Origin of the sequence: uncultured Pseudophaeobacter sp. (genome assembly GCA_905479575.1) — a bacterium.
In the GTDB taxonomy this organism is placed as follows: domain Bacteria; phylum Pseudomonadota; class Alphaproteobacteria; order Rhodobacterales; family Rhodobacteraceae; genus Pseudophaeobacter.
Genome location: CAJQNB010000045.1, coordinates 1 through 24843 on the forward strand (window position 1 = coordinate 1; position 24843 = coordinate 24843).

Below are 24843 nucleotides of genomic sequence, written 5' to 3' on the forward strand. Positions count from 1 at the left end.
GGACGCCCGCTGAGGTCTTTGAAAGCAACCTGATGGAAATTCAGAACCGGTTGGAGTAAAACGAGATATCAAGAACTGCACTTCACCGTGAGTTCACAGGCGTGGGATGAAGGCGCAGCCCCCTTGAAAGTGTTTGGCCCCAAGCCACTGACCGATATCACAGAGGCCTATTTCGGGCGCAACGGGGCCTTGAACAACGACCTGCGAGCCCGTACTGAACTGCCGCAAAGCCAACAGGTTTGGGTCGCCCGTGGCGGCACACTGCCACGGCCTTGGCCGGCACCGGAAGTTACCGAGATAGACCCGGGCTACACTTATGAGGGAAATGGCTGGCGCCTGTCATCAGCGCGCGCCAATCACGCGCAGCCGATTCTCGAATGCCTTGGCTTCGCGGTTGAGGCAGGTGGCAGGAAATTCGTCTATTCCGGCGATACGGGGATCAATCCGGATATTACGGAGCTTTGCCAAGATGCCGATTTCCTGCTGCACTGGTGCTATCGCGGGTCTGGCGAGGTCCTGCATCCTGCCCTGATGCCGTTCAGCCCAGACCCGGGTGAAGTGGCCGATATGGCCGAAAAAGCAGGCGTCCAACGGCTGTTTCTCAGCCATTTTAGGATTCACATGGACAACGAGGAAGAACATGCAAAGGCCCGCGCCAACCTGGCTGAACGATTCACTGGAGAGGCAGGAATCGTTAAAGATTTGCAAACCTTTGAGATTTGAAATGGGCCGAACCGCGCCATTCCGTCAGACTTCACATATCACGCGCGCAACCCGGCGAACAATGTGCGTCTGGGCGGTAAGCATTCGGTCTTCGTTCCGATGACTGGTGCCCCCTTCCTGCGCGACCTCGACGACGTGCGGCGCAATCCGACGCTGGACGATCTGGCGATGTTCCACAAGCTTAGCCATATGATGCCTGCGCTGCACAGTTCAAGGTAACTGCTCGGTGGGCCAATGTGCCGGGTTTGTAGACCGCAAAAAACTGCGCGATCTCTTTTTCTTCCCAAGAATGGAAACCAGTCCCGGTGTTACGATAGGGGTTAGTCGCCCGAACGGGATTGTCCCCACGCCAATCCAAGCTGATAGCGTGATCCAATAGCTGGATCAATCGCTTGCGAAGGTTATTCGCTGCGGCAGGGGTTTCCGCTTTTTCCGCAAGCATCGCCTGGACGTGGCGGCGCTCAACCAGGCCCGATAGCAGGCCGTAGACTTGCACAGTTCGGACTCACAAGGTCCGGATACGACCCAAGTAAGCCACGCCGTTTCCAATGACGATCGTCGAGGCTTCAAACCCCAGCACACTTTCACCGAAGAGCACGACGTTTAACAGAACCGTCACGACAAGTCCGTTCACGAAGGCGCCCACGAATGCGGTTGGTGACTCCGCATAAACCTCGCGGAACCGGACGTTCGCCAACCCGACTGACACCGGTGGAAAGGTCCGTGTTGTGGAGAGTATCACGATCGCAATGCAATATAGCATCCCCGACGCCATTATGAGGCGGCAACGCCGACCTCGGAGAGAACCATGAACCCGATGAGACCGAAATATACCCTTGAATTAATGGCCACAGGTAGAGAACATTAGTCGTGACCAGCAAGAAAGCCATGATGTGGTGCACATCAGCCTTTTGCTTGCACTGTGCTGAAACTGAAACAACGCCTTCCCTGCTGCCTTCCAGCCACCGACAAATGCTAGTTATTCGCGGCAAGAACAGACCTCCGAAGCTAGAATATCCGTCCGTTCGTAGTTCACACTGGTCTGAACGTTGCTGGGCCTCTGCGCGATTATTGCGAAAATTGGGTAAGACGGGGACAGTTGTCCCCGGTCAGGAGCCTCTTGCGGCTTGATGATGGTTGGTCAGTTCCTTATTGCCATGGGTGGGCAATATTATGCTCCCTTCATTTTTGACCAGACCATTCAGTTCTTACGCGAGAAAAGCCTTTGTCCGAAATCCCGCCATTCCTGAATTACCACAACGCGCTCGCCGATTTTTTGCAGCGCGAAGAGGCCGATATCTGGGCCTGGTTTGCCTCTGACAAATTGACAGAACAGGCCTTTGATGAAAACCGACTGATGTTGCTGAAAAATGCAGTGCGATTGGACGCAGGGTCGCATGACAGATTGTTTGCTATCGCGGGCGAAGTGAAAGAAACGCTTGCGATTGACGTGCCGCTCAACCTTTTTCAGGGCACGGGAAGTCACCGGAATGCTGCGTTGATCTATACTCCCAATGAGATCAACATCATGTTCGAGGGCGAGACCATTGATATCCTCAGCGACGCTGAGTTGCGCAGCCTGCTGGGCCATGAGATGGCGCATTACCTGCACAAGACCCGCGAGGATGGGCGGTATTTCACGGCTGATCGGATGCTGGGGTGGATTTGCGGGGAAAACGGATCACACCCTGCGCATCTGCAGTCGCTCTGGCTGTCGCAGATCTATCAGGAGATTTTTGCTGACCGGGTCGGGCTTATGGTCTGTGAGGACCGGGATGCAGCAATTTCCTTGCTGATCAAGGTTGGGTCCGGGCTGAAGAAGTTTTCGGTTGAAACCTATCTCGAACAGGCCGCGGAGGCGCTTGATCTGAACAAGAAGGACGGTTCGCAGGGGGGGACACATCCCGAAACCTACATCCGTGCGATTGCTCTTGCCGATTGGGCCAAGGACAAAGAGACCGCCGACGCGCGTCTTCCGAAGTTGGTGGAAGGTGATGATCGGTTGGAACGGCTGGACCTGCTGGCGCAGCGCAAACTGACCGATCTGACGCGCCTGATGATCCAGAAATTTCTGAGCGCCGATTGGGCTCAGTCTGAGGAGATCGAGGCGCACGCCCGCGCCTACTTCCCAGTTTTTGACCGCACAACGATCCCATCCGAAGACACGGACCTGTCCCGCCTGACTGAGGCAAGCGAGGATGTGAAGGATTACATGGCATCGGTTCTGCTAGATTTTGCAGCGGCGGATCCGGATCTTGAAGACGAACCCTTGTTAGAGGCAATGCAGTTCGCCGACAAGTACGGGCTGTCGGATGCGATTACCCCGCGCATCATCAAGGACCTTGGTGTGCCCAAGAAAAAGCTAGCGTCACTGCGCAAGGCGCTTGTGGAGGTGCCCAATGATTGATGTTGCCAAACATGGTTTCTTTGAGCTTCTTGAAAGCTGGAATGAAACGCATTCAGTCGGGAATGAGGACCTGTTGGCCGCCGTTTTGCCCCTGATGCAGCAGGTCGCAGAGGCGCATGATGCCGGGCAAGTGGCTCCGTTGTTTCCCCTGGCTAAGCTAAAAACGGATCATGGTCACCTGTTCTTTATTCAGTCGGAAGCAAAAGCACCAGCATCGGCCCGCGCAGTTCGCAGCCGCAAGGATTTGCAGGCCATGAGCGGCATCAAGGTCGTGAGTGAGCTCAGGGTGACTTCTGATGATGCAATCGGCACAGAAGTGCATGACGCAAAAGTTGCAGAGGATGCCGAAGCCAGCCCGTGTTTTTTGACCCAGTACCGATCCTGGGAAATCGAAGCGGGCCATCACGACCCGATCACTGATATCTATGGGCTGGGAATGATCATCGGTTCGCTTGCGACCGGTCTTGACTTTCGGCAGAAGGAACAGCTCGAAACCTTTACCCGCTACCGCAGTGATCTGGCCCAGTTGAACAATCGGCTTAGCCCGGTGATCTGTCGCGCGATCGAGCGCATGACAGAGTTGGAACGGTTTAACCGAGCACAGGACATGCCCACCCTGATCCGCGCGTTTGAAAACCATCGCATGATCGGGTCGGTTTTTGACAATGAACTGACAACGAGCGCTTCATTCGGGGCAGAGGCCGATTTGCCCAGAGGTGAGCTGCTTAAGCGTTTGCGCGCCCGGCTATATGATATGACCAGGCGCAATCGGCTGATCTACCACAAGCCTGTCTCGACCGAATTGAACCTGACAGAAACATCCGTGCCTTTGGTGATGAATTTTCAGGCGATCAAATCCGAAGAACTGTTCACCGCCGATGGCCGTGCCATGCAAATGCTGCTGTCGGGCAAAGAAGTTGCCTTGCGGGATTACATTCGATTTGAAGAGATGCAGTTTGCGCCATCAGTCCTGTCCAAGCTACGCTCAGAAAGTGCGCGGGTTGAGCGGGAATATGGCGCAGCTCCACTACGCTTGGTGCCCGTATTCCTGCGTTGGTATGATTTGAAGAACGACCCGCATGTGCCGATTTCCTCGCCGCTGCTGTTGCTGCGGGCAGAATTGAAGCGCCGCAAGGGGGTAAAGGATGTCTTCACCCTAAAAGCGCTTGATACAGTGGCCGAGGTCAATCCGGCCTTGTCCTTTGCGCTGGAAAAGCTGTTTGGCATCAAACTGCCCAGAACGGTGGATATGTCCCAACCGGAGGCTCTGCAGGATCTCTATCAACTTATCGAGACCCAGATTTTGTCCAGCGAGCCCGGTGTACGCCTGGAATATGCCGACAAACCACGCATCAAGGTATTGCACCAGAAGGTGCGCCGCCGACTAGATCAGTTTAACAAGCGCCGCGTTGGCATGGTTAAAGGCAGGCGGGCGCGATCTGGGTTGCGCTATTCCTATGAGCATCCGGGATTTAACCCGCTGGGGCTACAGCTATTCAAAGAATATGTTACCCCCGCACAGGCTCCCAATCAGGCCGTGATGGGGCGCGCACTGCCGCGGATGTTCAGTACCTCTCACGTGGTCGACCCTGCGATGACAGAACGTGAGGCGACAACCTTTTCTGCGGCACAGGACACTGATGGACGTTTTAACTGGAGCTTTGATCTTTGCTCGGTAACCCTTGCCAACTTTAACTATCGAAAAATGTCGCTGGTGCGGGATTATGATTCCGTCTTGGCAGGTGAGTTGCCGCCAAATGCGACCTTTGATCTGCTCTTCAATGACCGCAATTTTGATACCGGCAGCATTCCTAACCTGCCCAAACCGGAACACCGCTATCCAGTCATCGAAATGGATCCCAGTCAGGAAAAGTCGGTTCTGAATGCCCGCAGTGGGGAAAGCTATGTCATTCAGGGCCCGCCGGGTACGGGCAAATCACAGACCATCACCAACCTGATTGCGGACTTCATCGGGCAAGGGAAACGTGTGCTGTTCGTTTGTGAAAAACGCGCCGCTCTTGATGTGGTGTTCAACCGTTTGACGGGTGTGGGCCTTGGGGCTCTGTGTAGTCTTGTGCACGACAGTCAGCAAAACAAGCGCGATTTCATTCAAGAGCTGGAAGAGATCTACACGCGCTGGACCGGTGAAGCTCGTCCTAAGACCATGGCCATGCTGACGGATGAACGTACGGCACTGCTACGACGTATTTCAGAAGCGCTGGCTGATGTGCGCGTGCACATCAAGGCCATGTCCTGGGCTGCGGTTGGGACCAATGAAGCGCTTTATTCCGTGATTGACCGCGCGCTGAGCGCCCCTGCTATGGGTTTGGATGATAATGATCGGGACCTGTTGCCTGATCTGTCCGATTGGTTGGAGTATGAGGATGCGGTAGACCGCGCGCTGACCGGAACCAAAGGCTTGGCAGGGGGGCAATGTCTGTCACAACGGCCCGAGAGACTGTTGACCCCGGCACTTTGGGCAGATGACAAGACCCTGGATCAGGTGCCGGAACGAGCCGCAAATCTGGCGTCACGCGCCAAGCGGTTGAGCGGGATAGACGCCGATTTGTTTGGTGAGATCACCACCGCGGGTGCTGGCTTTGCGCAAATTCAGTTTGCTGCGCGTGTTGCCGCAATGGCGGAGGTGGGACAACTAGGCCTGCTGGACCCTGCAAGCCGCGAAAGCCGCCAGTTCAAAGGCGAATTGCGTCTGGTAGAGGAGAAAAAGCGTGCCTTGGCTGCAGCAACTGAAAAAGCGTCCGCCTGGACCGAGAGACTGACCCCGGATGAAACCAAAACAGCGCTGCGGCTGGCGCAGAACAAGGAAGGCAAGTTCCTGTCATTCCTGTCTGGCCCTTGGCGGCAATTGAAGAAAACCATTTCGGCGCGCACCCGGACGGTGGATGCCGCAGTTGCGCCCTCTGTGGTTGATCTTCTGGCGCAGCTTGATGCTGAACATACAGCCAGAGAGGCCCTGGCTGAAACCAAGCGGCAAGCTGCTGGGCGATATGGATTTGACGATTTTGCAACCCTGTCCACACTGGTCGCAGAACGGGCCGCAGGGAGAATGGCAGAAGGCGTCGCTGCTGATCCGATCCTGGCCAAGGTGGTGAGCGATCCGGACAATTCGGAACGTCAGGTGCTGGCTTTGGCCCGCCACGCTCCGGTGGTCGAAGGGCTGTTGAAAGAGGCGACCGGTCTGATTGATGGGCTGGATACATTGGCATTGTCTGATTTGGCCCCGGCGCTTGATGCGCTCGCCCTAAGTCGGTCGCATTTGCGTAATCTGAAGTTCATGTTGCAGCCGCTGGCAGAAGCGCCTGCATCGATCTGGCATTGTTTGCGCAACCTCGATTTACCCACAGATCAGTTGCACGCAGAAATCCTGTCAGAGACGGTGCGCCGTAGCCTGCTCCAGACTCCTGGCCTGACGGCTATTGATCATTCCATGCTGGAACGGGCGCGCACAAAGATCGCAGAAAGCCGGAAGGCGCTTCAAGAGGTCAATGCGTCCTTGCTGGAACTGCGCGCTATGGAAACCTTTGACAGCCATATCGCGTTGACTGCTGAAATGGATCGCAACCTATCGATGGAAGACCGGGCGCGCAAATCATCCTATGCCAAGGCGCGTCGGGCATTAGAACATGAATTCAAAAAGACCCGCGCCTATCGGTCGCCACGTGAAATGTTAGGTGGTCCTGCCGGAGCATTGATACCGGACATCAAGCCGATCTGGTTGATGAGCCCGCTTTCTGTGGCGGATGTCCTGCCACTTGATTCCGATCTGTTTGATGTGGTGATCTTCGACGAGGCATCGCAAATTCCAGTAGAAGATGCGGTGCCAACATTGATGCGTGCGCCGCAGATCATCGTTGTGGGAGACGAGATGCAACTGCCGCCGTCGCGGTTCTTTGGCAGTAGTGACGCTGCCGAGGAGTTTGATGACGCTGAAGAAGATCTCAACTTTGAGTTGGAGCAGGACAGCTTTCTGACCCTTGCGGCGGAACGATTGAAATCGACCATGCTCAGCTGGCACTATCGATCGCGCAGCGAGGAGCTGATAAGCTTTTCCAACGGGGCCTTTTACAATGGGCAATTGTTGACCATTCCGGCTACACACAACCGGCAGCAGCAACCTCAGATCGATGTGTTGGACGCAGGGGCTCCGCCGCTAACCGCATCCGAGGTTTTGGCGCGTCCGATTTCCTACCATATGATCAATGACGGTGTTTATGCCCTGCGGCGAAACGCCGAAGAAGCGCGCTATATCGCCCATCTGCTGCGCGACATCCTTGCTCAGAACAGTCAAAAAACCATTGGCATCGTTGCCTTCTCGGAGGCGCAGCAATCCGAGATTGAAAACGCTTTGAGAGATCTGGCACGTACTGACAAGGACTTTTCTCGCAAGCTCGAAACTGAATTTGAACGCGAAAAAGATGGTGAATTCATCGGGCTTTTCGTAAAGAACCTCGAAAATGTGCAGGGCGACGAACGAGACATCATTTTGCTGTCGATCTGCTATGCTCCGCCGGAAAATGGCAAGATGCGGATGAACTTTGGCCCCATCAACAAGGTCGGAGGCGAAAAGCGCCTGAATGTCATCTTTTCGCGTGCGAAGGAAAACATGGTCGTTGTGTCGTCGATCACCTCCGAGCAGATCACCAACGACTATAATGCAGGTGCCAACGCGCTGAAGACTTTCCTGCGGTATGCGCAACTTGCCTCAATCGGAGATAAGCAAGGAGCAGGTCTGGCGCTTAAGGCGGTGATGAGCAATGCGGACCGGAGCGAAAAACCTGTGAATGCGGCCGCAGAACAGATTGCCGCAGCCTTGCAAAAGCGCGAATTTGTTGCGGTGGTCAACCACGGCATGTCCCGCTTTTGCGTCGATGTCGCCGTCCGCCAGGCAGATGAAGCCGACTTTAAGCTGGCCATTCTGATCGATAGCAAAGAGACCTATGCAACCCATGCCACTTTAGAAGTTTTGACTGAACGTGCCATTTTGCTGGAAGCTTTTGGATGGAAGGCTGTGACCGTCACCTTGCGGGAATGGCGGGACAATCCTACGGGGGTTGTTGAAGTGGTAAGGGCGTACTTAGAAGGCGAACCTAATTGAATGCGGAATAAGGCTTCCATCAGCCTCGCGCTGAAAAGGGATGTTTCTTATGAGAAGGTCCGAACATTTCGATTCCCAAATCTCGCAGTTTGCCTGCAAAAAAATCTCGAAAAATGGCCGAAACATACAGCGTTGCGAGCGAGCCTAGGATGAAAGAGACCTGACCTAAGTAGGTTTAAAACAAATATTGTGACCGTGTCACTGAAGGTCAGCTTTAGGAAAAGGGCAAGACTTTGCAAAGTGCGCAACCTGCGCATAAACGGTCTCAACAAAACTAAGCTGGTCCATCGCCAAGGACCGTGGCGCAACATGCAGGATCTGGAAATCGCAACACTCTGCTGGGTCGATTGGTTCAATCACCGGCGCCTGTTCGACCCCATCGGAAACATCCCAAACAGCGGAGGCTGAACAGAACTTCGATGCGCAGCGTGACGTGCTCGATATGGTTGCGTAAAATGAAGCTATAGGTCTCCGGTAAAACCGGGGCGATTCATGTTACCTAATCGGCCAACTCGCTGCAAAGGGCGGAATTGGGCGATGTCATGCTGTCAAGAATGGTGAAATGGTTGTGACCCTTTTCGACAACCAGATTGGTATCCGCATCCAGGCCATCCCACATCATCGCCAGAAGCTGCGATTGGCGCAAAAATTCTGGCCGTTCCGCGCCACCAACCCAGGCTGTGACCTTGGCCCCAGCAATCGGTCGTCGCAAGGCGGCGCTTTCGGCAGCGGCTTCCGCCTCCGTCAGCTTTAGGGTCGCGTTCATCGCAGTACGCAATAAAGGGCGCAGATCGTGCAATCCGCTGATTGATACCGTCTTTTCAATTCTGGCAGATGTTTTGGGCGGTAGCAGGCTGTCGCAACAGATCATTCGGGTCGCAAGATGTCCCCCCGCCGAATGGCCTGCCAGCCGAATGGGGCCATCAACGCGGTGTCCAACGGCCTCGATGGCTGTTGCGATTTGTTTGGTTATTTCTGAAATCCGCGCCACTGGTGTCAGGGTGTAGCTGGGAATGCAGACCGCCCAGCCATGCGCCCGCGCGCCTTCTGCCAGATCAGTCCAATAGGATTTGTCCAGCCGCATCCAAAACCCGCCATGCACAAAAACCAGAACGCCACGGGGCGGGGTGTCCGGCCAAATCAGATCGAAGACTTCCCGCGCGCTGTCGCCATATGAAATATCGCTGTCGATCCGCACCGGTCCCTTGCGGTAATCTGCAGCGCGCGCTGCCCAGAAACCGGGCAGCGCATCAGAGCCTTTGACATGCCCCATGTTGTTGAAGGCATCATCCCAATCGCGCATGTCACTATACTCCGTTTTTGTCATCCGTTACCCGGCCTGATACTTGGGCGCCGAAGCGAGGAATTCACCATAGGCGTCCGCATCGGGAAACGAGAACTGTTCAGCCAGAGGGTTTGACCGCTTGGTCTTGGTTGCCCCCATATCCGCCAGCAATTCATCAAAATGCTTGAAATGGAACGGGGCCGAACACAGGCCGCCATAGACCTGAGCAGCCGGACGTTCCTTGCGCCGCCAGTTCAGCATCATGTCGATATTGCTGTTCATCTCACCCTCACTTGGTTGTTGAGCAAGTTGTCCATCCGCATAGCGCACCAGCCAGTTGGCGATCATTTCCGCCGACAAAATGGTACAGAAACTGGAGTTGAAACCGACAAATCCCACCTCAGGCAGATCCGGGTTCACCGACAACCGATAGACCCGGTATTGCCCATCGCTTTCCATCAGCTTTTCGCGGTATGCCTCGGGCAAAACAGGAACCCCCAGTTTCCACCCCACGGCCAGAACCGAAACATCACATTTCACCCGCTCTCCGTTGCTGAAGACCACGCTGTCACCCTCATAGTGGTCTATCGACCCCTGAACGAGGTTCAGCTTGCCGGATTTCAGCGTTTCAAAGAATCCCGGAGTGACCAGCGGCAGCGAACAAGAGGCTTCTTTCTCGATCGGTGTTTCCGGTACCATGTTCCATTTCTTCAGCCCTAATTGCAGCTTCAGCATGGTTTCCAGCCCGCGGAAATTGGCCCAGACCAGCGGCTTGGTGACTGCGGCAAACAGCTTTTGCAGCGGGCTCCGCCCCCAACTGTTAAACTGCATCTCCTGCGCGCGCATATAGAGCAGGTGTTTGAAGTTGATGCCGCCAATGAAGTAAGGCACCCGCCACACGTTCTTGCGGTAGACCATGGTCACCTGTTTGGCCCCATGATCCGCCGCGTTCACCGCGATGTCGGTTGAAGACTTTGAGCCCCCCAAAACCACGACATGCTTGCCCCGTGCGGTCTCTGAATCGGTATACTCCGAGGAGTGCATGACCTGCCCCCCCTGCGCAATAAATGCCTCCTGTCCGGGGTGGGAAATGATGTTCTTATAGGAGAACTGACCGGTGCAGATCGCAACAAAATCAAAGTCTTGCTTGCGGGTTCGCCCTGCACTCTCCAGCGTCAGCGTCCAACCCGGATTGCCATCGGCCCGCCGCTCCATTCCCACCACATCCGTGTGCAGCTGATACAGTCGGCCAAGCTTGTGCTTGGCGGCATAGGAATGGATATAGGCGTGCACCTGCGGACCCTTTGGCCATTGCGGATAGGCTTCCGGCATCGCCATATCGGTAAAGCGGTACAGCTCCTTTGGGCTTTGTGTTTGCACACCAGGGTAGGAGCGCGACAATTCCCAGACGCCGCCAAAATCGTGACTGCGTTCAAAGCCGATGACGCGGTGGCCTTTTTCGTCGAATGCCTTGGCTGCGGCTAGGCCCGCAACACCGCCGCCAATGACGGCAACTGTTTTTCTACTCACCATCTGGGCTCTCCTCACGCCTCTGGGGGTGGCGGCAGAAAGTCCACCTCATGCAGGGCGGAGATACGCACCAGTTCTGCGGGATCCGTTACACCATCCAAGGCACAGAACAGATCATAGATCTTGCGCGACGGAGCCACGCCAAAGACGCATTTTGCCTCGGCCCCTGACCGGTTATAGACCCCATGTGCCAGGCCCATGGGCATGCGGATCAAATCGCCTGGTCCGGCTTTGTTGGGTTTTACATTGCCCTCTTCATAGCCAAAATCCACTTCCAGGTTACCCTCGACGACTAGGATCCATTCATCCTGGGTCGGATGAACATGCGGCGGGACAAAGGTGTCTGCAGGCACCACCGCGTGCCAGATCATGGCATTGTCCGAGTGCAGTTTGGGGGTGTAAATCTGGCCTACGACGTTCCATACCGCGCCTTCGAGACCTGTGTCGGTTGACGTAACTCCGGCTGTTTCTTTCATGTTATTTTTCCCTGTTATGACAAAATGTCACAAACAGCGTACTGCGCAGTCTCGGTTTGCTTTGTCCAAATTGCGCAAAAAAATGCATTCTCGAAAGTGCTTGCTTTAAGTTTAAAACTTTTTAGGCTGCTTGGGATGGGACCTGTATTCCTAAGCAAATCGGCTGACCCCCTGCGCAGGCACCGCCTGTTGCGGTCAACTGACGTTGACCTTGTGCGCGCCTCAGTAGCTGAACAATTCTGCGATCACGATCTGATCCCAGGTGCCGCGCATGACAGATTTGACGCCTGTCATAGCCAGGCCCAAGGGCAAAGCCTGTCGCTGAATTACATGCGGTATGGCTGCGATGTGACGATCAACCCCGGAGAGCTGAGTGACTTTTATCTTGTTCAAATTCCACTGCTTGGCGCCGCCAAGGTCCGCAATGGACGCAAGACGGTAGAGGCAACACACAGAACCGGGTCCGTTCTCAACCCAACGCGCGACACCCATATGGTTTGGTATGGGGGCTGTGAGAAACTGTTGCTGCAGATTGACGCCACCGCGTTGCACCAGATGGCCGAGCGGATTTTGGGGCACGCGCTGTCTCATCCCATCGTTTTCGACCCCGAGGTCGAGTTGGAATCACCTGCGCTACAAAGCTGGGAAAGAAAATTCCGGGCTGCCGTCGCTGTGGCCGACCAAAAAGGCGCCTTCGGAGACAGCCAGCATAAGCACCAAACCCTGTTCGAAGAGGAACTGATGACAGGGTTCCTGATGGCGCAACCCAGCACGGTGCATCATCTGATGACCCAGGCCCAGCCACAGGTGTCGTCGCCGCAGATCAATCGCGCCCGCACCTATATCCTGGAAAACCTGACCGATCCGATCACCGTGGCCCAGATCGCAGCTGCCGCAGGCTGCAGTATCCGTAGCTTGCAGCTGAGTTTTCAACAAAGCCTTGGCTGCACCCCGGTTGGCTTTCTTCAACGACAACGCCTGAACCATGCGCATCTACTGGCACAGACACTGCCAAAGGACACCCTGGTCAGTGGCATCGCCTATGAAGCCGGCTTTTTCCATCTGGGCCGGTTTTCCATTGCCTACCGTGAGGTGTTTGGCTGCTCTCCCAGGGACACCCTGGCGCAGAACCGGTTCTCCTAAGACCCGACAGCGTTAGCGACCCACCGCTCCAGACAGCGCAACTATGCCTTCAGGTCGTGGCAACCACCCAATCCGGGCGAATTCCAGAACTGCGAATATAGGGCGCGACATCGTGGCCGCGAAACAAGCCGTGATCTGTAATCAGGATGGTGCCGATGCCGGCCGCTGCGCCGCCCAGAACGTCGGTGTGCAGCGTATCGCCCACCATGGCGATGCGGTGGCGGGGGATGCCCGCCAGCCGGTTCAGGGCGACCTCAAAAGCATTGCCATAGGGTTTGCCATAGAACTCCGCCCGCAGGCCCGTTTGGGCAATGATGTCATGTGCAATCAGGCCAGGTTCCAACGACAGCCCCTCCTCACGCGGGGCGACCAGATCCGGGTTGGCGACAACCAGAGGCCGAGGGCGGTCTTGCAGCGCCTGCACCACCGCAGCGGTGTCAACCTCGCGCCAACGGGCAGAGGACAGCAGCAGGATCCCACCGGCGGTGTTCAGCAGGTCAGGATTATCAGCCAAATGGGCAATCCGGGCAGAGGTCGGCGCATCGCTGAAATCATCGCCCTGCGCTGCAGCTGCGGCCCAAACCTGTGACGGTGGCAATGTGGGAAGATTGGCAAAAGCAACATCACGGCTGGAGACCACCTCAGAGGCGTCAAAGTCAAAGCCAAGCCGGTGGTATTTGGCCAGAATTTCGCCGCGCGTATAGCTGGCCGCATTGGTCAGAACGATCAGCCGTTTGCCCAAAGCGCGCAGCGCAGCCATCTGCTCCACCGCGCCCTCGATGGCCGTTTCGCCCCGGTTCAAAACGCCAAAGGCATCCAGAATATAGGCGTCAAAATCCGGCGCTGTATCACTGAGATCGCGCCCGGTGCGGGAATCCTGACAAAAGGCTGCACTGGGCAAGGCTGCCCGCAGGCTCTCATAGCGTTGAAAAGCCCATTTTGTGTCGATCATTGGGGGTGCCTTGAAACTAAATACATCTGGCGGCCAGCAGGACTGGCCGCCAAAAGGCTTATAGGATTTTCTTGCGCATGTAAGAGGAAACCACCTCTCCAAACACGACAAGCGCCAGGATAGTGAGCAACACCATCGAGACCTCGGGCCAGTTGAAGGTATCAATTGCCCCCTGCAGGATCATGCCGATGCCCCCCGCACCTACCAGTCCCAGCACGGTGGATTCCCGCAAGTTGATGTCCCAGCGCAGGATCGCAATGGCAAAAAAGGCGGGCATCACTTGCGGCACAATGGCGTAGAGCACGATCTTGAACCGCGAGGCCCCGCAGGCCTCCAGGGCCTCGACGGGCTTGTGATCAATCTCTTCGATGGCTTCCCCCAGCAGTTTGCCCAGAAAGCCGATAGAGCGGAACATGATGGCGACAATGCCCGCAACAATGCCAGGACCAAAGATAGCCACAAAGAGCAGCGCCCAGATAATGGTGTTGACCGAACGGGACGACACCAGGATGAAGCGGCCAATCCACAGGGTCACCCGGTTCGGAGTGGTGTTCTGCGCCGAAATATAGGCAACCGGCAGCGACACCACGACGGCAAACATGGTGGCCAGTGTGGCGATGTTCACGGTCTGCCAGATGGCCTCCAGGATCGACGGAAGATTGCTGGGATCTGGTGGCATCATCCGGCCAAAGAGATCGCCCATTTGTGTCGGCGCGTCCCAGACCCATTCCCAGATTACGTCAATACTGCTGAGAGCCCAGGCCACGATCAACAGGGTGAACATCAGGCCGCCATAGCGCATCAGGCGTTGGCGCAGGGTAAAGCGGGACCAATGGTCAAGTGTCTGCTGCGAAGGTTGACTGTCCATCATGCGATCCGCTTTCTGATAAATCCGCTCACCGCCTCTGACACCAGAATGACGCCGACAATGACCATGGTGATGGCCAGGGCAAAATCATAATCGTAGCGGCCAAAGGCATTGGCCAGGGTGGCACCAATGCCACCTGCCCCAACAATCCCAACCACGGCAGAGGCGCGCAGGTTGCTGTCCAGCTGGTAGATGCCCAGGCCCACAAGCCGTGGCATGATCTGGGGCATCACTGCGTAGACCAGGGTCGAGAGAAAGCCCGCGCCAACCGAGCGCATCGCCTCAACCTGGCCAAAGTCGATCTCTTCGATCCGCTCGGCCAGCAGTTTGGCCACAAAGCCAATGGAATAGACCACCAGCGTCAGGGCGCCGGCAAAGGGGCCAAAGCCAACCGCCTTGACAAAGATGATGGCGACAATCACCGGGTGAAAGCTGCGCGCCACGATAATGATGCCACGCCCCAGAAAGTAGATCGGCTTGATCGAGATATTGCGCGCCGCCATTAAGGCCAGCGGCACCGACAGGGCAATGCCGCCGACGGTTGCCAGAATGGCAATCTTCAGGCTTTCCAGAAAGCCGTCGATCAACAGGCCAGAGCGTTCAAAGTTTGGCGGAAAAGCCCCGTTAAAAATCCGCTGCGCCCGGCGCATCCCGTCAGAGACCCGGTCCCAATCAATGGGCAATGTGGCCAGGGTGACAACAACATAGATGGCAAGCGCGGCATAGATCCCGTAGCGAAGCGTCGGGTTTTTGATAAAGGCCGGCTTGCGCCAGCTGGTTCTATCGGTGCTCATGCCACGGCTCCGACTTCGGCGCGATCCATAGCCGGCACCCCGGCATAGATTTCATCCATTTCAGGCTTGTCCAGCTTGCCCGGCAGGTCATCAAAAATGATCCGTCCGTAGCGCATGCCGACAATGCGGTCGCTGTATTCTTTGGCTTCGGTGACGTTGTGGATGTTGATGATCACCGGCAACTTCAGCTCAGAGGCCAGATCGCGCAGCAGTGACATGATCTGCTCGGAGGTCTTGGGGTCGAGCGAGGCCGTAGGCTCATCCGCCAACAGAATTTCTGGGCGCTGCATCAAGGCCCGCACCACGCCGACCCGCTGACGTTCGCCGCCCGACAGCTCATCTGCGCGTTTGTCGGCGTAATGGGCAATGCCAACCCGCTCCATCAGCTCATAGGCGTGGCGGATATCGTCGCGCGGATAGCGGCGGGTCAACGCCGCCCAGGTGGAAATATACCCCAAACGGCCCGACTGGACATTTTCCATCACCGTCAGACGGTCGATCAGATTGAAGCTCTGAAACACCATACCAATACGGCGGCGTGCAGTGCGCAACTCGCGGCGGTTCAGGGTGGTGAATTCGGTGCCGTTCAGATCAATGGAGCCTGATGTGGGCTCAACCAGCCGATTGATGCAGCGCAAAAGCGTGCTTTTGCCAGCCCCGGAAGAGCCGATAACGGAGGTCAACTGATCGCCTTCGACGGTCAGGTCCAGCTCCTTGAGCACAGGATCGCCGGAGCCATATCGTTTGGTCAGCTTTGAGATTTTTAGCATTGGGGGTCCTCGGGCATAGCGCAGCCGTGCCAATGGCGCGCGCCGCAGCGGGACGCACCAGGCTGGAAAAAATGGTCCCGGACAACGATCGCGCGCTGTCCGGGGTGTTTTGGAAGGGTCTGATTACTTACCAGCGAGCCCTTGCGGCGTATATTCCACACCGTTGGACTTCTGGATCTGGCGGATGACCGCCCACTGATCCTGGTAGGTGATGGGAATGAACTTGCTCACGCCGGAGAATTCGTCCCCCAGCTTGGTGCCGGCAAAGTCAAAGGTGAAGAAGGCTTCCTTGATCTTATCGGCCAGCGCCGGGTCCAGGTTGTGGGCCAGGTTAAAGGAGGTGGTTGGGAAGGGATCGCTTTCCCAGATCATCCGCACATCCTCAGCGTCGTAAAGTCCACGTTCCGCCATGCGCTCAACCACTTCGGATGCAACGGGGGCCGCGTCATAATCACCTGCCACAACACCCAGCATGGATTGATCGTGAGAGCCGGAATAGGTCACTTCGTAGTCCTTGTCAGGCTCCACACCCAGCGTTGGGAACAAGGCGCGTGGCGCCTGGTTGCCTGAGTTGGAGGTGGGCGAGGTATGTGCAACCCGGCGGCCTGCCAGGTCTTTCACTTCCTTGATGTCGCTGTCTGCCTGGGTAAAGACCTGCAGCTTATAGCCAAACTGGCCGTCCTCTGCGCCCATGATGGCAAAGGGCACCGCCCCGGCAAGGTTCACCGCAAAAGGTGTTGGCCCGGTAGAGAAACCCGCCACATGCAAGCGGCCCGAGCGCATGGCCTCCACCTCGGCGGAATTGGATTGCACCGCAAAGAACTGCACATCCTTGCCGGTGACCTCTTCCATATGGGAAATGAAGGGCGCCCAGATATCTGCATAAACCGCCGGATCCTCAACCGGGGTATAGGCAAAAACCAGGGTGTCCGGGTTGCGCAGCTCTGCCGGGTCGGTTGAGGTATCCGCAACCAGATCGCCGTTGGCGTCACAATAGAGTTCGTCCAGCGCGCCACGGTCGGCGCAGTCTGCGGCGGCAGCGGCAAAAGCGCTCGCCGACAGGATGCCCAGTGCTGTTGCAGCTCGGGTAATAAATGGTGTCATGGTGTCCTCCCTTTTCACGCACGCCTTTAGACGGTCCTCCCAAGGCAGTGCGCTGACCCGCCCAAGGTAGGAGCCCACAGCGCGCGGAAGCGAGTCCGCGTCTGTTAATGGAACAGACGAAAAGCCAGTTTAATGTTAACAATGTTACAAACCCGGTTGCGCGGGCTTAAAATCTGGCATGATCTGCGTCACTGGATCGGTGATAGTCAAAGCCCAGTGGCCGTCTGATGCCGCAGGAAGACACAGAAAGAGGGTGCATGCATATGAGCAAAGCCGAGCCGCTCATTGCGATTGTGGATGACGACGAAAGCGTGCGCACCACCCTTTCCGCCTTAATGCGCGAAAGCGGGTTTGAGGCCCTCAGCTGTCCCGACATCGCGTCGTTTATGGCGCTGGGAGACCCGCCGCCGGTGGATTTGGCCCTGATTGACCTGCGTTTGCGGGGCGAGTCTGGCTTGACCCTGGCCATCCACATCCGCGAACGCTACGAAATTCCCATTGTGATGCTGACCGGAGTGGGAGACGAGATCGACAAGATCATCGGCCTGGAAACTGGCGCCGATGACTATCTGATCAAGCCTTTCAACCCGCGCGAACTGGTCGCGCGCATTCGGGCCGTGCTGCGCCGCTATGGGCATGGCGGCGCAAAACCCACCAGCGCCGCCTCCGGGCAGGGCATTGTTTTTGGCAGCAAGCGCATTGATATTCAAACCCGTCGGGTGCTGGACGCCGAGGGCGAAGAAATCCCGCTGACCAATGCAGAATACCGCCTGCTGGAATATTTTGCCCGCAACCCCAACCGGGTCATCCCGCGGCCGGAACTGTTGCAAGAACTGGGCTCGGATATGCAACGCTATGTGGATCGTACCATTGATGTGCTGATCCTGCGCCTACGCCGCAAGATCGAGCCCGTTGCCTCCAAACCGGTGCATCTGCAGACCCGCCGCGCCCAGGGGTATATTTTCCACCTATCACCAGAAGGCCAGTGATGCCCACGCTGTCAAACCTGAGTGTCCGGTTTCGCCTGTCGGCCGCAATTGCGGTTCTGTTTGGCCTGATCCTGTTGGTCAGCCTGATTGGCTTTTTGGTGCTGAACCGGACTGAACTGTGGATGAACGTGCTGCATAAGGACACCCTGGCAGAGGTTTCCGAAGCCTTGGATCTGTCACGGGAATCTGCAGATCTGGCAACCTCGGCACCGTTTTTATATGCGCTTTTTCCGCCGTTTCAGCTGGAACAGGAAAAGGCCAAGGTTTTGGCCAACCTGGACCGGATTGAGGCGCTTTCGGCCGACGACCCTGCCCTAGACCTGCCGGTGGCACGGCTGCGGTTTGCCATTGATGATTTGACAACAGCCCTGGCACCGCAGACCGAACGGCAGGCCGCGCTGGATGCCATTGATCGCGACATGGTGCGGCTGAACCAGCGGGTGCGGCGTTTTACCGGGGATCGCGCGTTGCCGCTGGCAGAGCGGGAAGTCTGGTCTGGTCTGCAACAGCTGACCGCCAGTGCAATAGGGGCGGGACGGGCCAATGCGCTCATCGAGCTGGGAGAAGCGCACCGTCGCTATACAAAGCAGCGCGCGGCCTTACTGGCGCAGCTCCTGCCGGTTCATGGGGCGACATTTGCCGAGATTGAGCAGGCCACCCAGCGCGGCGAAAGCCTGTTTGTTCTGAAGCATCGCGATTTGGCGGCGCGGCTTGATGCGGAAAACGCGCTGTTTCGCATCCGGCAAGAAGCCCGCCGTGTCAGCACTTTTGCCGGGGCAAAAGTCGCTCAGGCGGAAAACCGTCTATCACAGGCCCGCGCAGAGACCTCCAGCAACCTAGCCATTGCCAAAAACGCCTTTTTGGCCCTCACCGCCGCGAGCCTGTTGGTGGCGATCACCTCATCGCTCTATGTGTCACGCTACGTGGCGGGCAATCTGCAACGTATTGCTGAGGCCATGCGCAGGCTTGCAGCGGGCAACCACCGCACAGACCCGCCACAGGGACCAAACTCCGACGATGAAATTGGCCAGCTCTATGCGGCGTTTCATGTGTTTCGCGAAAGCGCCCGCAAGCTGGAGCGCCGAACCCGCCAGATTGGTCATCAGAACGCACTGTTTTCACGGGTGTTTCGCAATATCAAGGATGGTGCGGCGATTGCCTCTTCCAAAGGGTGGATCGAGGCCGAAAACGACAATCTGCGCCAGCTGCTACGTCTGCCCCCGCGCAAGGTGCTGCCCATGCGCGGGTGCCTGATCTGATAGCGGCGTCCGGTTTTGCTCGGCGCACCTCGGCCAGCGAACATGGGGGGTTTGAAGAATATGCCGACCCCTCCGGCAACGTGTTGGAGCTGCGCCGCTCGCCTTTGCCAAATGGCGAAGAGGTCTGGCTACTGTCCGAAACCACAGAACGAAAACGGGTGGAGCAACGGCTGGAAGAAATTCGCCGGGTCGAGGCGCTGGGTAAGGTCTCTGGCGAGGTTGCCCATGATTTTGGCAATATCCTGTCTAGCATCTCTGGCAATCTGCACCTTCTTGAAACGGCGGATGCCGAAGAGGCCCAGCATCTGCATACCCGCCTCAGATCCGCCCTGGATCTGGGTATTTCGCTGACAGAGCGGCTGCTGGCTTTTGCCCGCAAACAACATCTGGAACCCCAGGTGACCGACATTGGCGTGCTGATCGAAGGCATGGCCGATCTGTTGGAAATTGCGGTGCCAAGTTCGGTGTCGATGGAATTTGAAATTCCACCAGATCCGGTGCTTGCCAGGGTGGATCCGGGGCAGCTGGAAAGCGCAGTGTTGAACCTCTGCGTCAATGCCGGTCAGGCCATAGGAGAGGCCGGGCATATCCGCGTCTGCGTGACGGATGACAACGGGGCACAGCTGTCAATCCACGACGATGGCTGCGGCATGTCACCCGAGGTACTGCGCCACGCAACAGAGCCGTTTTATTCCAACCGCAACGATGGCAGCGGCACCGGGTTGGGTCTGTCGATGGTCGACGGCTTTGTCCATCAATCTGGCGGCCAGCTCAGCCTCAGCTCGCGCACGGAGCCCCCGCAGCAAGGCACCATAGTGACACTCAAATTCCCGGCGCTGACAGAAGAAAACAACCAATCCAATGAGATGCTGACACCCGGAACCGCCTTGGTGATTGATGACGACCCCACCTACCTGGCCTCTGCGTCAGAGGCCTTGGAACGTTTGGGCTATATCGTTGTTCGGGCCGGACGTTTTAGCGACGGCACCGCGCAGCTGCACCGCCTGCCCCGGCTGGACCTGGTGCTGAGTGACCTGAATCTGGACAATGGCGCATCCGGCTGGGACATTCTGCACCTTGCCCATCGGCTGTTTCCCAAGTGCCGGCTGGCCCTCATGTCGACCCGCGAAACATACCGTGTTCCACAGGAGCTTGAGGCGGTGGCGCGGCCAGCAAAACTGCAAAAACCCTTTACGGATGCGATGATGCGCAAACTGGTGGCATCCAAAGGGTGACTTACATCCGGTAGGGTCGGACCACCTATCCAGACAATGAAGATAGCCAGTGGTGCAGCCTGACCCGCTTAAAGCGGTTTTTGCAGCAAGGCGAGCACAGCACCCGCCAACAACAAACCGGCGGCGGCCAGTAGGCTGACGCCGATGCTGTTAAACAGATCCCCAACCAAGCCGGCACCATAGGGCCCAAGGGTCTGCGCGACAGCAAACACAACAGTAAAAAGACTGATCGCCCCGGCCCAGCTTTCAGGCGGCAGGTTCTGGCGGGCAAAGTTGGTGACGGCCCCCGGCGCCATAAAGACCGACAGGCCAAAGACCACCGCCGAAATAAGCAGCGCGGGTCCGCTGGGCAGCACCACCGGCAGGGCCGATCCAATCGCGATGCCGGTCAGGATAAGAGCCAGCGGCACGCCAGAATTATAGCGGACCAGAATGGGCCGCCAAACCAGCGGCGACACACAGATGCACAGGCCAAGCATGACCCAGACCAGCGCAATAAACCCGGCGCTCGCCGCCTGTTCGGTCATCCAGGCTGACAAAAAGGTGAGATAGACAATATAGCCCAACCCGAACCCTGCATATCCTGCAAGCTCAGGCAGCATTCTGCGCACCGGCAAAGGTGCGGATCGCAGGGGGTTCTGCACTGCTGGCCGCAGTTGCAGCGCGGCCCACAGGCCCAGGGGCAGAAACGACAGGCTGACCACGCCAGTCGCAATCCAGCCCATGGGCCAGGATCCGGGGCCAAACCGATCAAGCATCAGCGGCAGTGCCGCGCCGGTCAACACGATGCCAACCCCGCCGCCTGATCCAAACAGGATCGCGATGGCCAGCGCGTTGCGCCGCGCATCGTTTTGAAACAGCCCCGCAGCCAGTGCCCCGGCAGAGGAAAAGGACATCGCGCCCAAGGTGCCCGCCAGGACACGCCAGAGCGTTTGCCACCACAGCGCCGCGTTTAGCCCTGTGGCCAGGATTGCTATGGTGGTGGTGACCAGACCAAATGCAAACAAGCGCGACGGTGAAATATGCCGGATCAACACCATGGTCAGGATCGCTCCGGCAACATAGCCCAGCGCATTGGCGGTGTTCAGCCATCCCGCCTGGGCATAGTTCCACCCCATCTCGGCTTTCATCGCAGGCAACATCACCCCATAGGCAAACCTGGCAAATCCATTGGTGACAGTAACCCCCAGCGCCAGCCCAGTCAGCACCAGCCAGGGGCGGGTTGGACCTTCATTGATGGCAGGACCATCCGGTGATGTTGTTGAAAGAGACATAGAAGCCTTGCTTTGTGCGACGCTCCTGAACCTGGAACCCCATCCGCCGCAAGCTGCCAATGATAGGCCGCCCAAGCAAGCCAATTTATGCACTTGGGCGTGGTTTGTCACCGCGTCGTGACAACGCCGGACCGGCCAGTGTTCAGAGAGTTGGCCCAAAGAACACCCCACAACAGGCGCTGCGGCCAAGCCTGTCACGGGCTGCAAGCTGGCTATCAATAGAGTATTTCTTGCCGTCGCGGCCTGTGCTACCCAGCCGGTGAAACAGATAATGCACGGGTGGTGGTTTTGGAACGGTTCCTTTGGCTGGCAGTCGTATTGGCGATAATCTGGGTGGTCGAGGTGGTGAACCTGGTCTCTGGCTACGCGCTCAACCCAGTGTTCGGACTGCTCCCCCGCTCCCTTGGCGGTTTGGACGGGATCCTGTTCATGCCGTTTCTGCACGGCTCTTTGAGCCACGCTGCCGCCAATACCGCCCCCTTGGTTATTCTCGGCGGCCTTCTGGCGGCCACCGCCCCAAGGCTGGTTTTCAAGGCTTCGGTGCTAATCACCGTGCTAGGCGGTTTCGGCGTCTGGCTCTTTGGTGCATCCGCGATACATGTGGGAGCCTCGGGGCTGATCTTTGGCTGGTTCGGATTTTTGCTTACCCGGGGGGTGATGACCCGGCAACTGGTGCCTCTGCTGGTCACCATTGGGGTGGCCCTGGTATATGGCACGATGATCTGGGGGATCCTGCCGGGACAACCCGGTGTCAGCTGGGAGGCCCATCTGTTTGGCTGTGCGGCGGGGATCTTTGCAGGCTACAGCCTGAGCCGCCGAGCCTAAGTTCAGGATTGCAAATATTCTGGTTCCAAGGCAGCCTCAGCCCGGGGGTTTGCCCGGGCTGTGGCCTGCTTTTGGGTCAGTCTCCCTCTGCCACGCCCTGCGCCCGCAACCGTGCCCGACGCGCCCGGTAACTGGGCAGCAGCACCAGCAGCGCAGCAAAACACAACAGGCCCAGCGTCAGCGGCCGCTCCCAGATAAAGGCGGCGCCATCATAAAGCTGCATGGAGCGCGAAAAGTTATCTTCGAGCATGCCGCCCAGGATGAAGCCGATCAGCAGCGGCGCCAACGGATAATCGGCAAAGCGCAGCGCCGTGGCACAGACCCCAAAGCCCACCAGAAGCAACAGCTCGGTTGCGTTGTTCTGGCCGATATAGGCCCCCATCAGGGTAAAGAAGAGAATGAAGGGGATCAGATAACTGCGCGGAACCGACAGCACCTTGGCAATATAGGGGATCAGCGGCAGGTTCAGGATCAGCAGTACCAGGTTGCCAATGAACATCGACATGATCACCGCCCAGAACACTTCTGGCTGGTCGATCATCAACCGCGGCCCCGGCGTCACGTTCAGCGCAACCAAAGCCCCCAGCAAAATCGCCGTGGTGCCAGAGCCCGGAATACCCAGGGTCAGCAGCGGTACAAAGGATCCGGTGCAGGCGGCGTTATTGGCACTTTCTGGCGCTGCCAACCCCTTGATCGAGCCTTTGCCAAATTGATCCTGTTCCTGCTTGGGCGCCAGGCTGCGCTCTACCGCATAGCCCAGGAAACTGGCGATGGTTGCCCCTGCCCCCGGCAAGACGCCAATGAAAAAGCCCTGGATGGACTGCCGCCCGATGACTGGCGCAATGGATTTTGCCTCTGCCCGGCTGATGCGCAGATCGGTGATCGCGCCGCTATCGGCATCCTGCGCGGTTTTGGGCTTTAGCACCAGAAACAGCGCCTCTGGCAGGGCAAACATTGCCATTGCCAGGGTGATAAACCCAAACCCAGACTGAAGATCCATCAACCCCATGGTGAACCGTGGCAGATTGAACAGCGCGCCTTCGCCAACGGTGGCCATGATCAATCCCAACGTGGTCATCAACAGCGCCTTGGCCACCTGTCCGGTGCCGGCAAAGGCGGCAATCGCCGACAGGCCAACAACCATCAGGGCAAAATACTCGGGCGAGTGAAACAACAGTGCCACCGAAGACAAGGCCGGGGCAAAGATCATCAGCAGCAGCGCCCCAATGGTGCCGCCGGCAAAGCTGGCGATGGCAGCAATGGTCAGCGCCTTGCCCGCCTTGCCCTGCCGCGCCATCGGATAGCCATCAAAACTGGAGGCGACAGTTCCCGCCACTCCCGGCGCATTCAGCAGGATCGACGAGGTCGAGCCGCCAAAGATGGCGCCGTAATAGACCCCTGCCAGCAGGATCAGAGCCGCCGACGGATCCCCCATCGAGATCGCCACCGGGATCATGATCGCAATGATCGACATCGGCCCCAGCCCCGGCAACATGCCGATAAAGGTGCCGATCAGGCAGCCGCCAATCACCATCAGCAGATTCTGTACCGAGAGGGCCGTTTGCAGGCCAATTAGCAGTCCTTCAAGCATATCAACCTCCCCAGAAACCAGGCAGCGGGCGCATGTAGATACCCAAGACCTGCTGAACCAAATACCAAACCACCAGGGTCGCAATCAGGGCAATCGGCAGCAGATAGCGCCAGCCCCGTTCGCCCAGAATGGTGGCCCCGAGAATAAGAAAGGCAGAGGTCGAGACAATAAACCCGACAGGGCGCAGGCACAGCGCATAGGCTACCATCAGCCCCAGCAGCATCAGCGCCTGGCTCAGATGATAGTCCCCCAACCGGCGGTAATTGATCTCGGCGGGCTTTTCCTCGCTCTTTTCCAGTCCAAACAGGATGGTACAACAGGCGATCACGCCAAGAATGGACAGAACCTTGGGAAAGGTGCTGGGCCAGATCGGGTTGCGTTTCATGAACGGCGCAAGGCTGCTGTCCATGGTGAACCAGGCCGTATATCCATAGGCCAGACAAATACTTAACAGGATCAGTGCGATCCAGCGATCAAGAGCCATTTTCCCCTCCCTGCCCTT

19 protein-coding genes and 2 pseudogenes are annotated in these 24843 nt (G+C 57.4%); 10 read left to right on the forward strand and 11 right to left on the reverse strand.

All coding sequences use genetic code 11. The features are described from left to right. Positions 1-189: 189 nt before the first annotated feature. From QZ268_RS12915 to QZ268_RS12935, 5 genes and pseudogenes are all read left to right on the forward strand, one after another. On the forward strand, positions 190-723 hold the full coding sequence (locus QZ268_RS12915; RefSeq protein WP_295453249.1) for an MBL fold metallo-hydrolase: 534 nt from the start codon (positions 190-192) through the stop codon (positions 721-723). A gap of 18 nt (positions 724-741) precedes the next feature. After that, a pseudogene (locus QZ268_RS12920) lies at positions 742-936 on the forward strand (trimethylamine methyltransferase family protein); the annotation flags it as partial. A 1012-nt stretch (positions 937-1948) separates the two neighbouring features. Continuing rightward, a complete protein-coding gene (locus QZ268_RS12925; protein ID WP_295453252.1) occupies positions 1949-3130 on the forward strand; it encodes a hypothetical protein in 1182 nt (393 codons plus the stop codon). Further along, the gene (locus QZ268_RS12930; protein WP_295453255.1) at positions 3123-8246 is read left to right on the forward strand and encodes an AAA domain-containing protein; all 5124 of its coding nucleotides are present in this window, start codon (positions 3123-3125) and stop codon (positions 8244-8246) included. Before QZ268_RS12925 ends, QZ268_RS12930 begins: the two co-directional genes overlap by 8 nt. 255 nt (positions 8247-8501) lie before the next feature. Next, positions 8502-8700: pseudogene (locus tag QZ268_RS12935) on the forward strand (IS3 family transposase); the annotation flags it as partial. A 45-nt stretch (positions 8701-8745) separates the two neighbouring features. On the opposite strand, the gene QZ268_RS12940 reads toward QZ268_RS12935, so the two are convergent. From QZ268_RS12940 to QZ268_RS12950, 3 genes are read right to left on the reverse strand one after another with little or no spacing between them, the layout of a single operon-like run. Further along, positions 8746-9549, reverse strand: coding sequence for an alpha/beta hydrolase (locus tag QZ268_RS12940; protein WP_295453257.1), 804 nt, complete (start codon positions 9547-9549; stop codon positions 8746-8748). Between the two features lie 27 nt (positions 9550-9576). Next, positions 9577-11064, reverse strand: a complete 1488-nt coding sequence (locus QZ268_RS12945; RefSeq protein ID WP_295453260.1) for an NAD(P)/FAD-dependent oxidoreductase — start codon at positions 11062-11064, stop codon at positions 9577-9579. 11 nt (positions 11065-11075) lie between these two features. Further along, positions 11076-11537, reverse strand: a complete 462-nt coding sequence (locus tag QZ268_RS12950) for a cupin domain-containing protein (RefSeq protein WP_295453262.1) — start codon at positions 11535-11537, stop codon at positions 11076-11078. A gap of 189 nt (positions 11538-11726) precedes the next feature. On the opposite strand from QZ268_RS12950, the gene QZ268_RS12955 reads away from it, so the two are divergent. Beyond that, complete coding sequence (locus QZ268_RS12955) at positions 11727-12680, forward strand: AraC family transcriptional regulator (RefSeq protein WP_295453265.1); 954 nt, start codon at positions 11727-11729, stop codon at positions 12678-12680. Positions 12681-12729: 49 nt separating this feature from the next. Here the strand turns inward: QZ268_RS12955 and QZ268_RS12960 are convergent, their stop codons facing one another. From QZ268_RS12960 to phnD, 5 genes are all read right to left on the reverse strand, one after another. Further along, positions 12730-13632 (reverse strand): HAD hydrolase-like protein, encoded by a 903-nt coding sequence (locus tag QZ268_RS12960; RefSeq protein WP_295453268.1) that lies wholly within the window; start codon positions 13630-13632, stop codon positions 12730-12732. Between the two features lie 58 nt (positions 13633-13690). Then, positions 13691-14500: a phosphonate ABC transporter, permease protein PhnE gene (phnE, locus tag QZ268_RS12965; protein ID WP_295453402.1), complete on the reverse strand. Its 810-nt coding sequence runs from the start codon at positions 14498-14500 to the stop codon at positions 13691-13693. After that, positions 14500-15294, reverse strand: coding sequence for a phosphonate ABC transporter, permease protein PhnE (phnE, locus tag QZ268_RS12970; protein ID WP_295453270.1), 795 nt, complete (start codon positions 15292-15294; stop codon positions 14500-14502). Before phnE (QZ268_RS12970) ends, phnE (QZ268_RS12965) begins: the two co-directional genes overlap by 1 nt. Then, positions 15291-16064 (reverse strand): phosphonate ABC transporter ATP-binding protein, encoded by a 774-nt coding sequence (phnC, locus tag QZ268_RS12975; protein ID WP_295453273.1) that lies wholly within the window; start codon positions 16062-16064, stop codon positions 15291-15293. The genes phnE (QZ268_RS12970) and phnC overlap by 4 nt, the downstream gene beginning before the upstream one ends. Before the next feature lie 123 nt (positions 16065-16187). Continuing rightward, positions 16188-17168, reverse strand: a complete 981-nt coding sequence (gene phnD / locus QZ268_RS12980) for a phosphate/phosphite/phosphonate ABC transporter substrate-binding protein (RefSeq protein ID WP_295453276.1) — start codon at positions 17166-17168, stop codon at positions 16188-16190. Positions 17169-17425: 257 nt separating this feature from the next. On the opposite strand from phnD, the gene QZ268_RS12985 reads away from it, so the two are divergent. Genes QZ268_RS12985 through QZ268_RS12995 form a run of 3 tightly spaced genes read left to right on the forward strand, consistent with a single transcriptional unit; the run spans position 17426 to position 20651 of the window. Then, complete coding sequence (locus QZ268_RS12985) at positions 17426-18157, forward strand: response regulator transcription factor (RefSeq protein ID WP_295453279.1); 732 nt, start codon at positions 17426-17428, stop codon at positions 18155-18157. Next, positions 18157-19416 carry a HAMP domain-containing protein gene (locus QZ268_RS12990; protein ID WP_295453281.1) on the forward strand — a complete coding sequence of 420 codons (1260 nt, stop codon included), beginning with the start codon at positions 18157-18159 and terminating at the stop codon, positions 19414-19416. The genes QZ268_RS12985 and QZ268_RS12990 overlap by 1 nt, the downstream gene beginning before the upstream one ends. Beyond that, positions 19404-20651, forward strand: coding sequence for an ATP-binding protein (locus tag QZ268_RS12995; RefSeq protein WP_295453284.1), 1248 nt, complete (start codon positions 19404-19406; stop codon positions 20649-20651). Before QZ268_RS12990 ends, QZ268_RS12995 begins: the two co-directional genes overlap by 13 nt. A 68-nt stretch (positions 20652-20719) precedes the next feature. Here QZ268_RS12995 and QZ268_RS13000 read toward each other — a convergent pair whose 3' ends face one another. Beyond that, positions 20720-21925: a YbfB/YjiJ family MFS transporter gene (locus QZ268_RS13000; protein ID WP_295453286.1), complete on the reverse strand. Its 1206-nt coding sequence runs from the start codon at positions 21923-21925 to the stop codon at positions 20720-20722. Positions 21926-22207: 282 nt separating this feature from the next. On the opposite strand from QZ268_RS13000, the gene QZ268_RS13005 reads away from it, so the two are divergent. Continuing rightward, positions 22208-22750, forward strand: a complete 543-nt coding sequence (locus tag QZ268_RS13005; RefSeq protein WP_295453405.1) for a rhomboid family intramembrane serine protease — start codon at positions 22208-22210, stop codon at positions 22748-22750. Between the two features lie 76 nt (positions 22751-22826). On the opposite strand, the gene QZ268_RS13010 is transcribed toward QZ268_RS13005, so the two are convergent. Further along, complete coding sequence (locus tag QZ268_RS13010) at positions 22827-24341, reverse strand: tripartite tricarboxylate transporter permease (RefSeq protein WP_295453288.1); 1515 nt, start codon at positions 24339-24341, stop codon at positions 22827-22829. Between the two features lies 1 nt (position 24342). Then, on the reverse strand, positions 24343-24825 hold the full coding sequence (locus QZ268_RS13015) for a tripartite tricarboxylate transporter TctB family protein (protein ID WP_295453291.1): 483 nt from the start codon (positions 24823-24825) through the stop codon (positions 24343-24345). Between the last annotated feature and the right edge of the window lie 18 nt (positions 24826-24843).

What these genes read in the sequence shown, in the direction of transcription:
- phnD (WP_295453276.1), bottom strand. Translation starts at nt 17,168, where the DNA reads ATGACACCATTTATTACCCGAGCTGCAACAGCACTGGGCATCCTGTCG.
- QZ268_RS13015 (WP_295453291.1), bottom strand. Translation starts at nt 24,825, where the DNA reads ATGGCTCTTGATCGCTGGATCGCACTGATCCTGTTAAGTATTTGTCTG.
- phnE (WP_295453402.1), bottom strand. Translation starts at nt 14,500, where the DNA reads ATGGACAGTCAACCTTCGCAGCAGACACTTGACCATTGGTCCCGCTTT.
- QZ268_RS12940 (WP_295453257.1), bottom strand. Translation starts at nt 9,549, where the DNA reads ATGCGCGATTGGGATGATGCCTTCAACAACATGGGGCATGTCAAAGGC.
- QZ268_RS12960 (WP_295453268.1), bottom strand. Translation starts at nt 13,632, where the DNA reads ATGATCGACACAAAATGGGCTTTTCAACGCTATGAGAGCCTGCGGGCA.
- QZ268_RS12950 (WP_295453262.1), bottom strand. Translation starts at nt 11,537, where the DNA reads ATGAAAGAAACAGCCGGAGTTACGTCAACCGACACAGGTCTCGAAGGC.
- QZ268_RS13010 (WP_295453288.1), bottom strand. Translation starts at nt 24,341, where the DNA reads ATGCTTGAAGGACTGCTAATTGGCCTGCAAACGGCCCTCTCGGTACAG.
- QZ268_RS12930 (WP_295453255.1), top strand. Translation starts at nt 3,123, where the DNA reads ATGATTGATGTTGCCAAACATGGTTTCTTTGAGCTTCTTGAAAGCTGG.
- phnE (WP_295453270.1), bottom strand. Translation starts at nt 15,294, where the DNA reads ATGAGCACCGATAGAACCAGCTGGCGCAAGCCGGCCTTTATCAAAAAC.
- QZ268_RS12990 (WP_295453281.1), top strand. Translation starts at nt 18,157, where the DNA reads ATGCCCACGCTGTCAAACCTGAGTGTCCGGTTTCGCCTGTCGGCCGCA.
- QZ268_RS12985 (WP_295453279.1), top strand. Translation starts at nt 17,426, where the DNA reads ATGCATATGAGCAAAGCCGAGCCGCTCATTGCGATTGTGGATGACGAC.
- phnC (WP_295453273.1), bottom strand. Translation starts at nt 16,064, where the DNA reads ATGCTAAAAATCTCAAAGCTGACCAAACGATATGGCTCCGGCGATCCT.
- QZ268_RS13000 (WP_295453286.1), bottom strand. Translation starts at nt 21,925, where the DNA reads ATGTCTCTTTCAACAACATCACCGGATGGTCCTGCCATCAATGAAGGT.
- QZ268_RS12945 (WP_295453260.1), bottom strand. Translation starts at nt 11,064, where the DNA reads ATGGTGAGTAGAAAAACAGTTGCCGTCATTGGCGGCGGTGTTGCGGGC.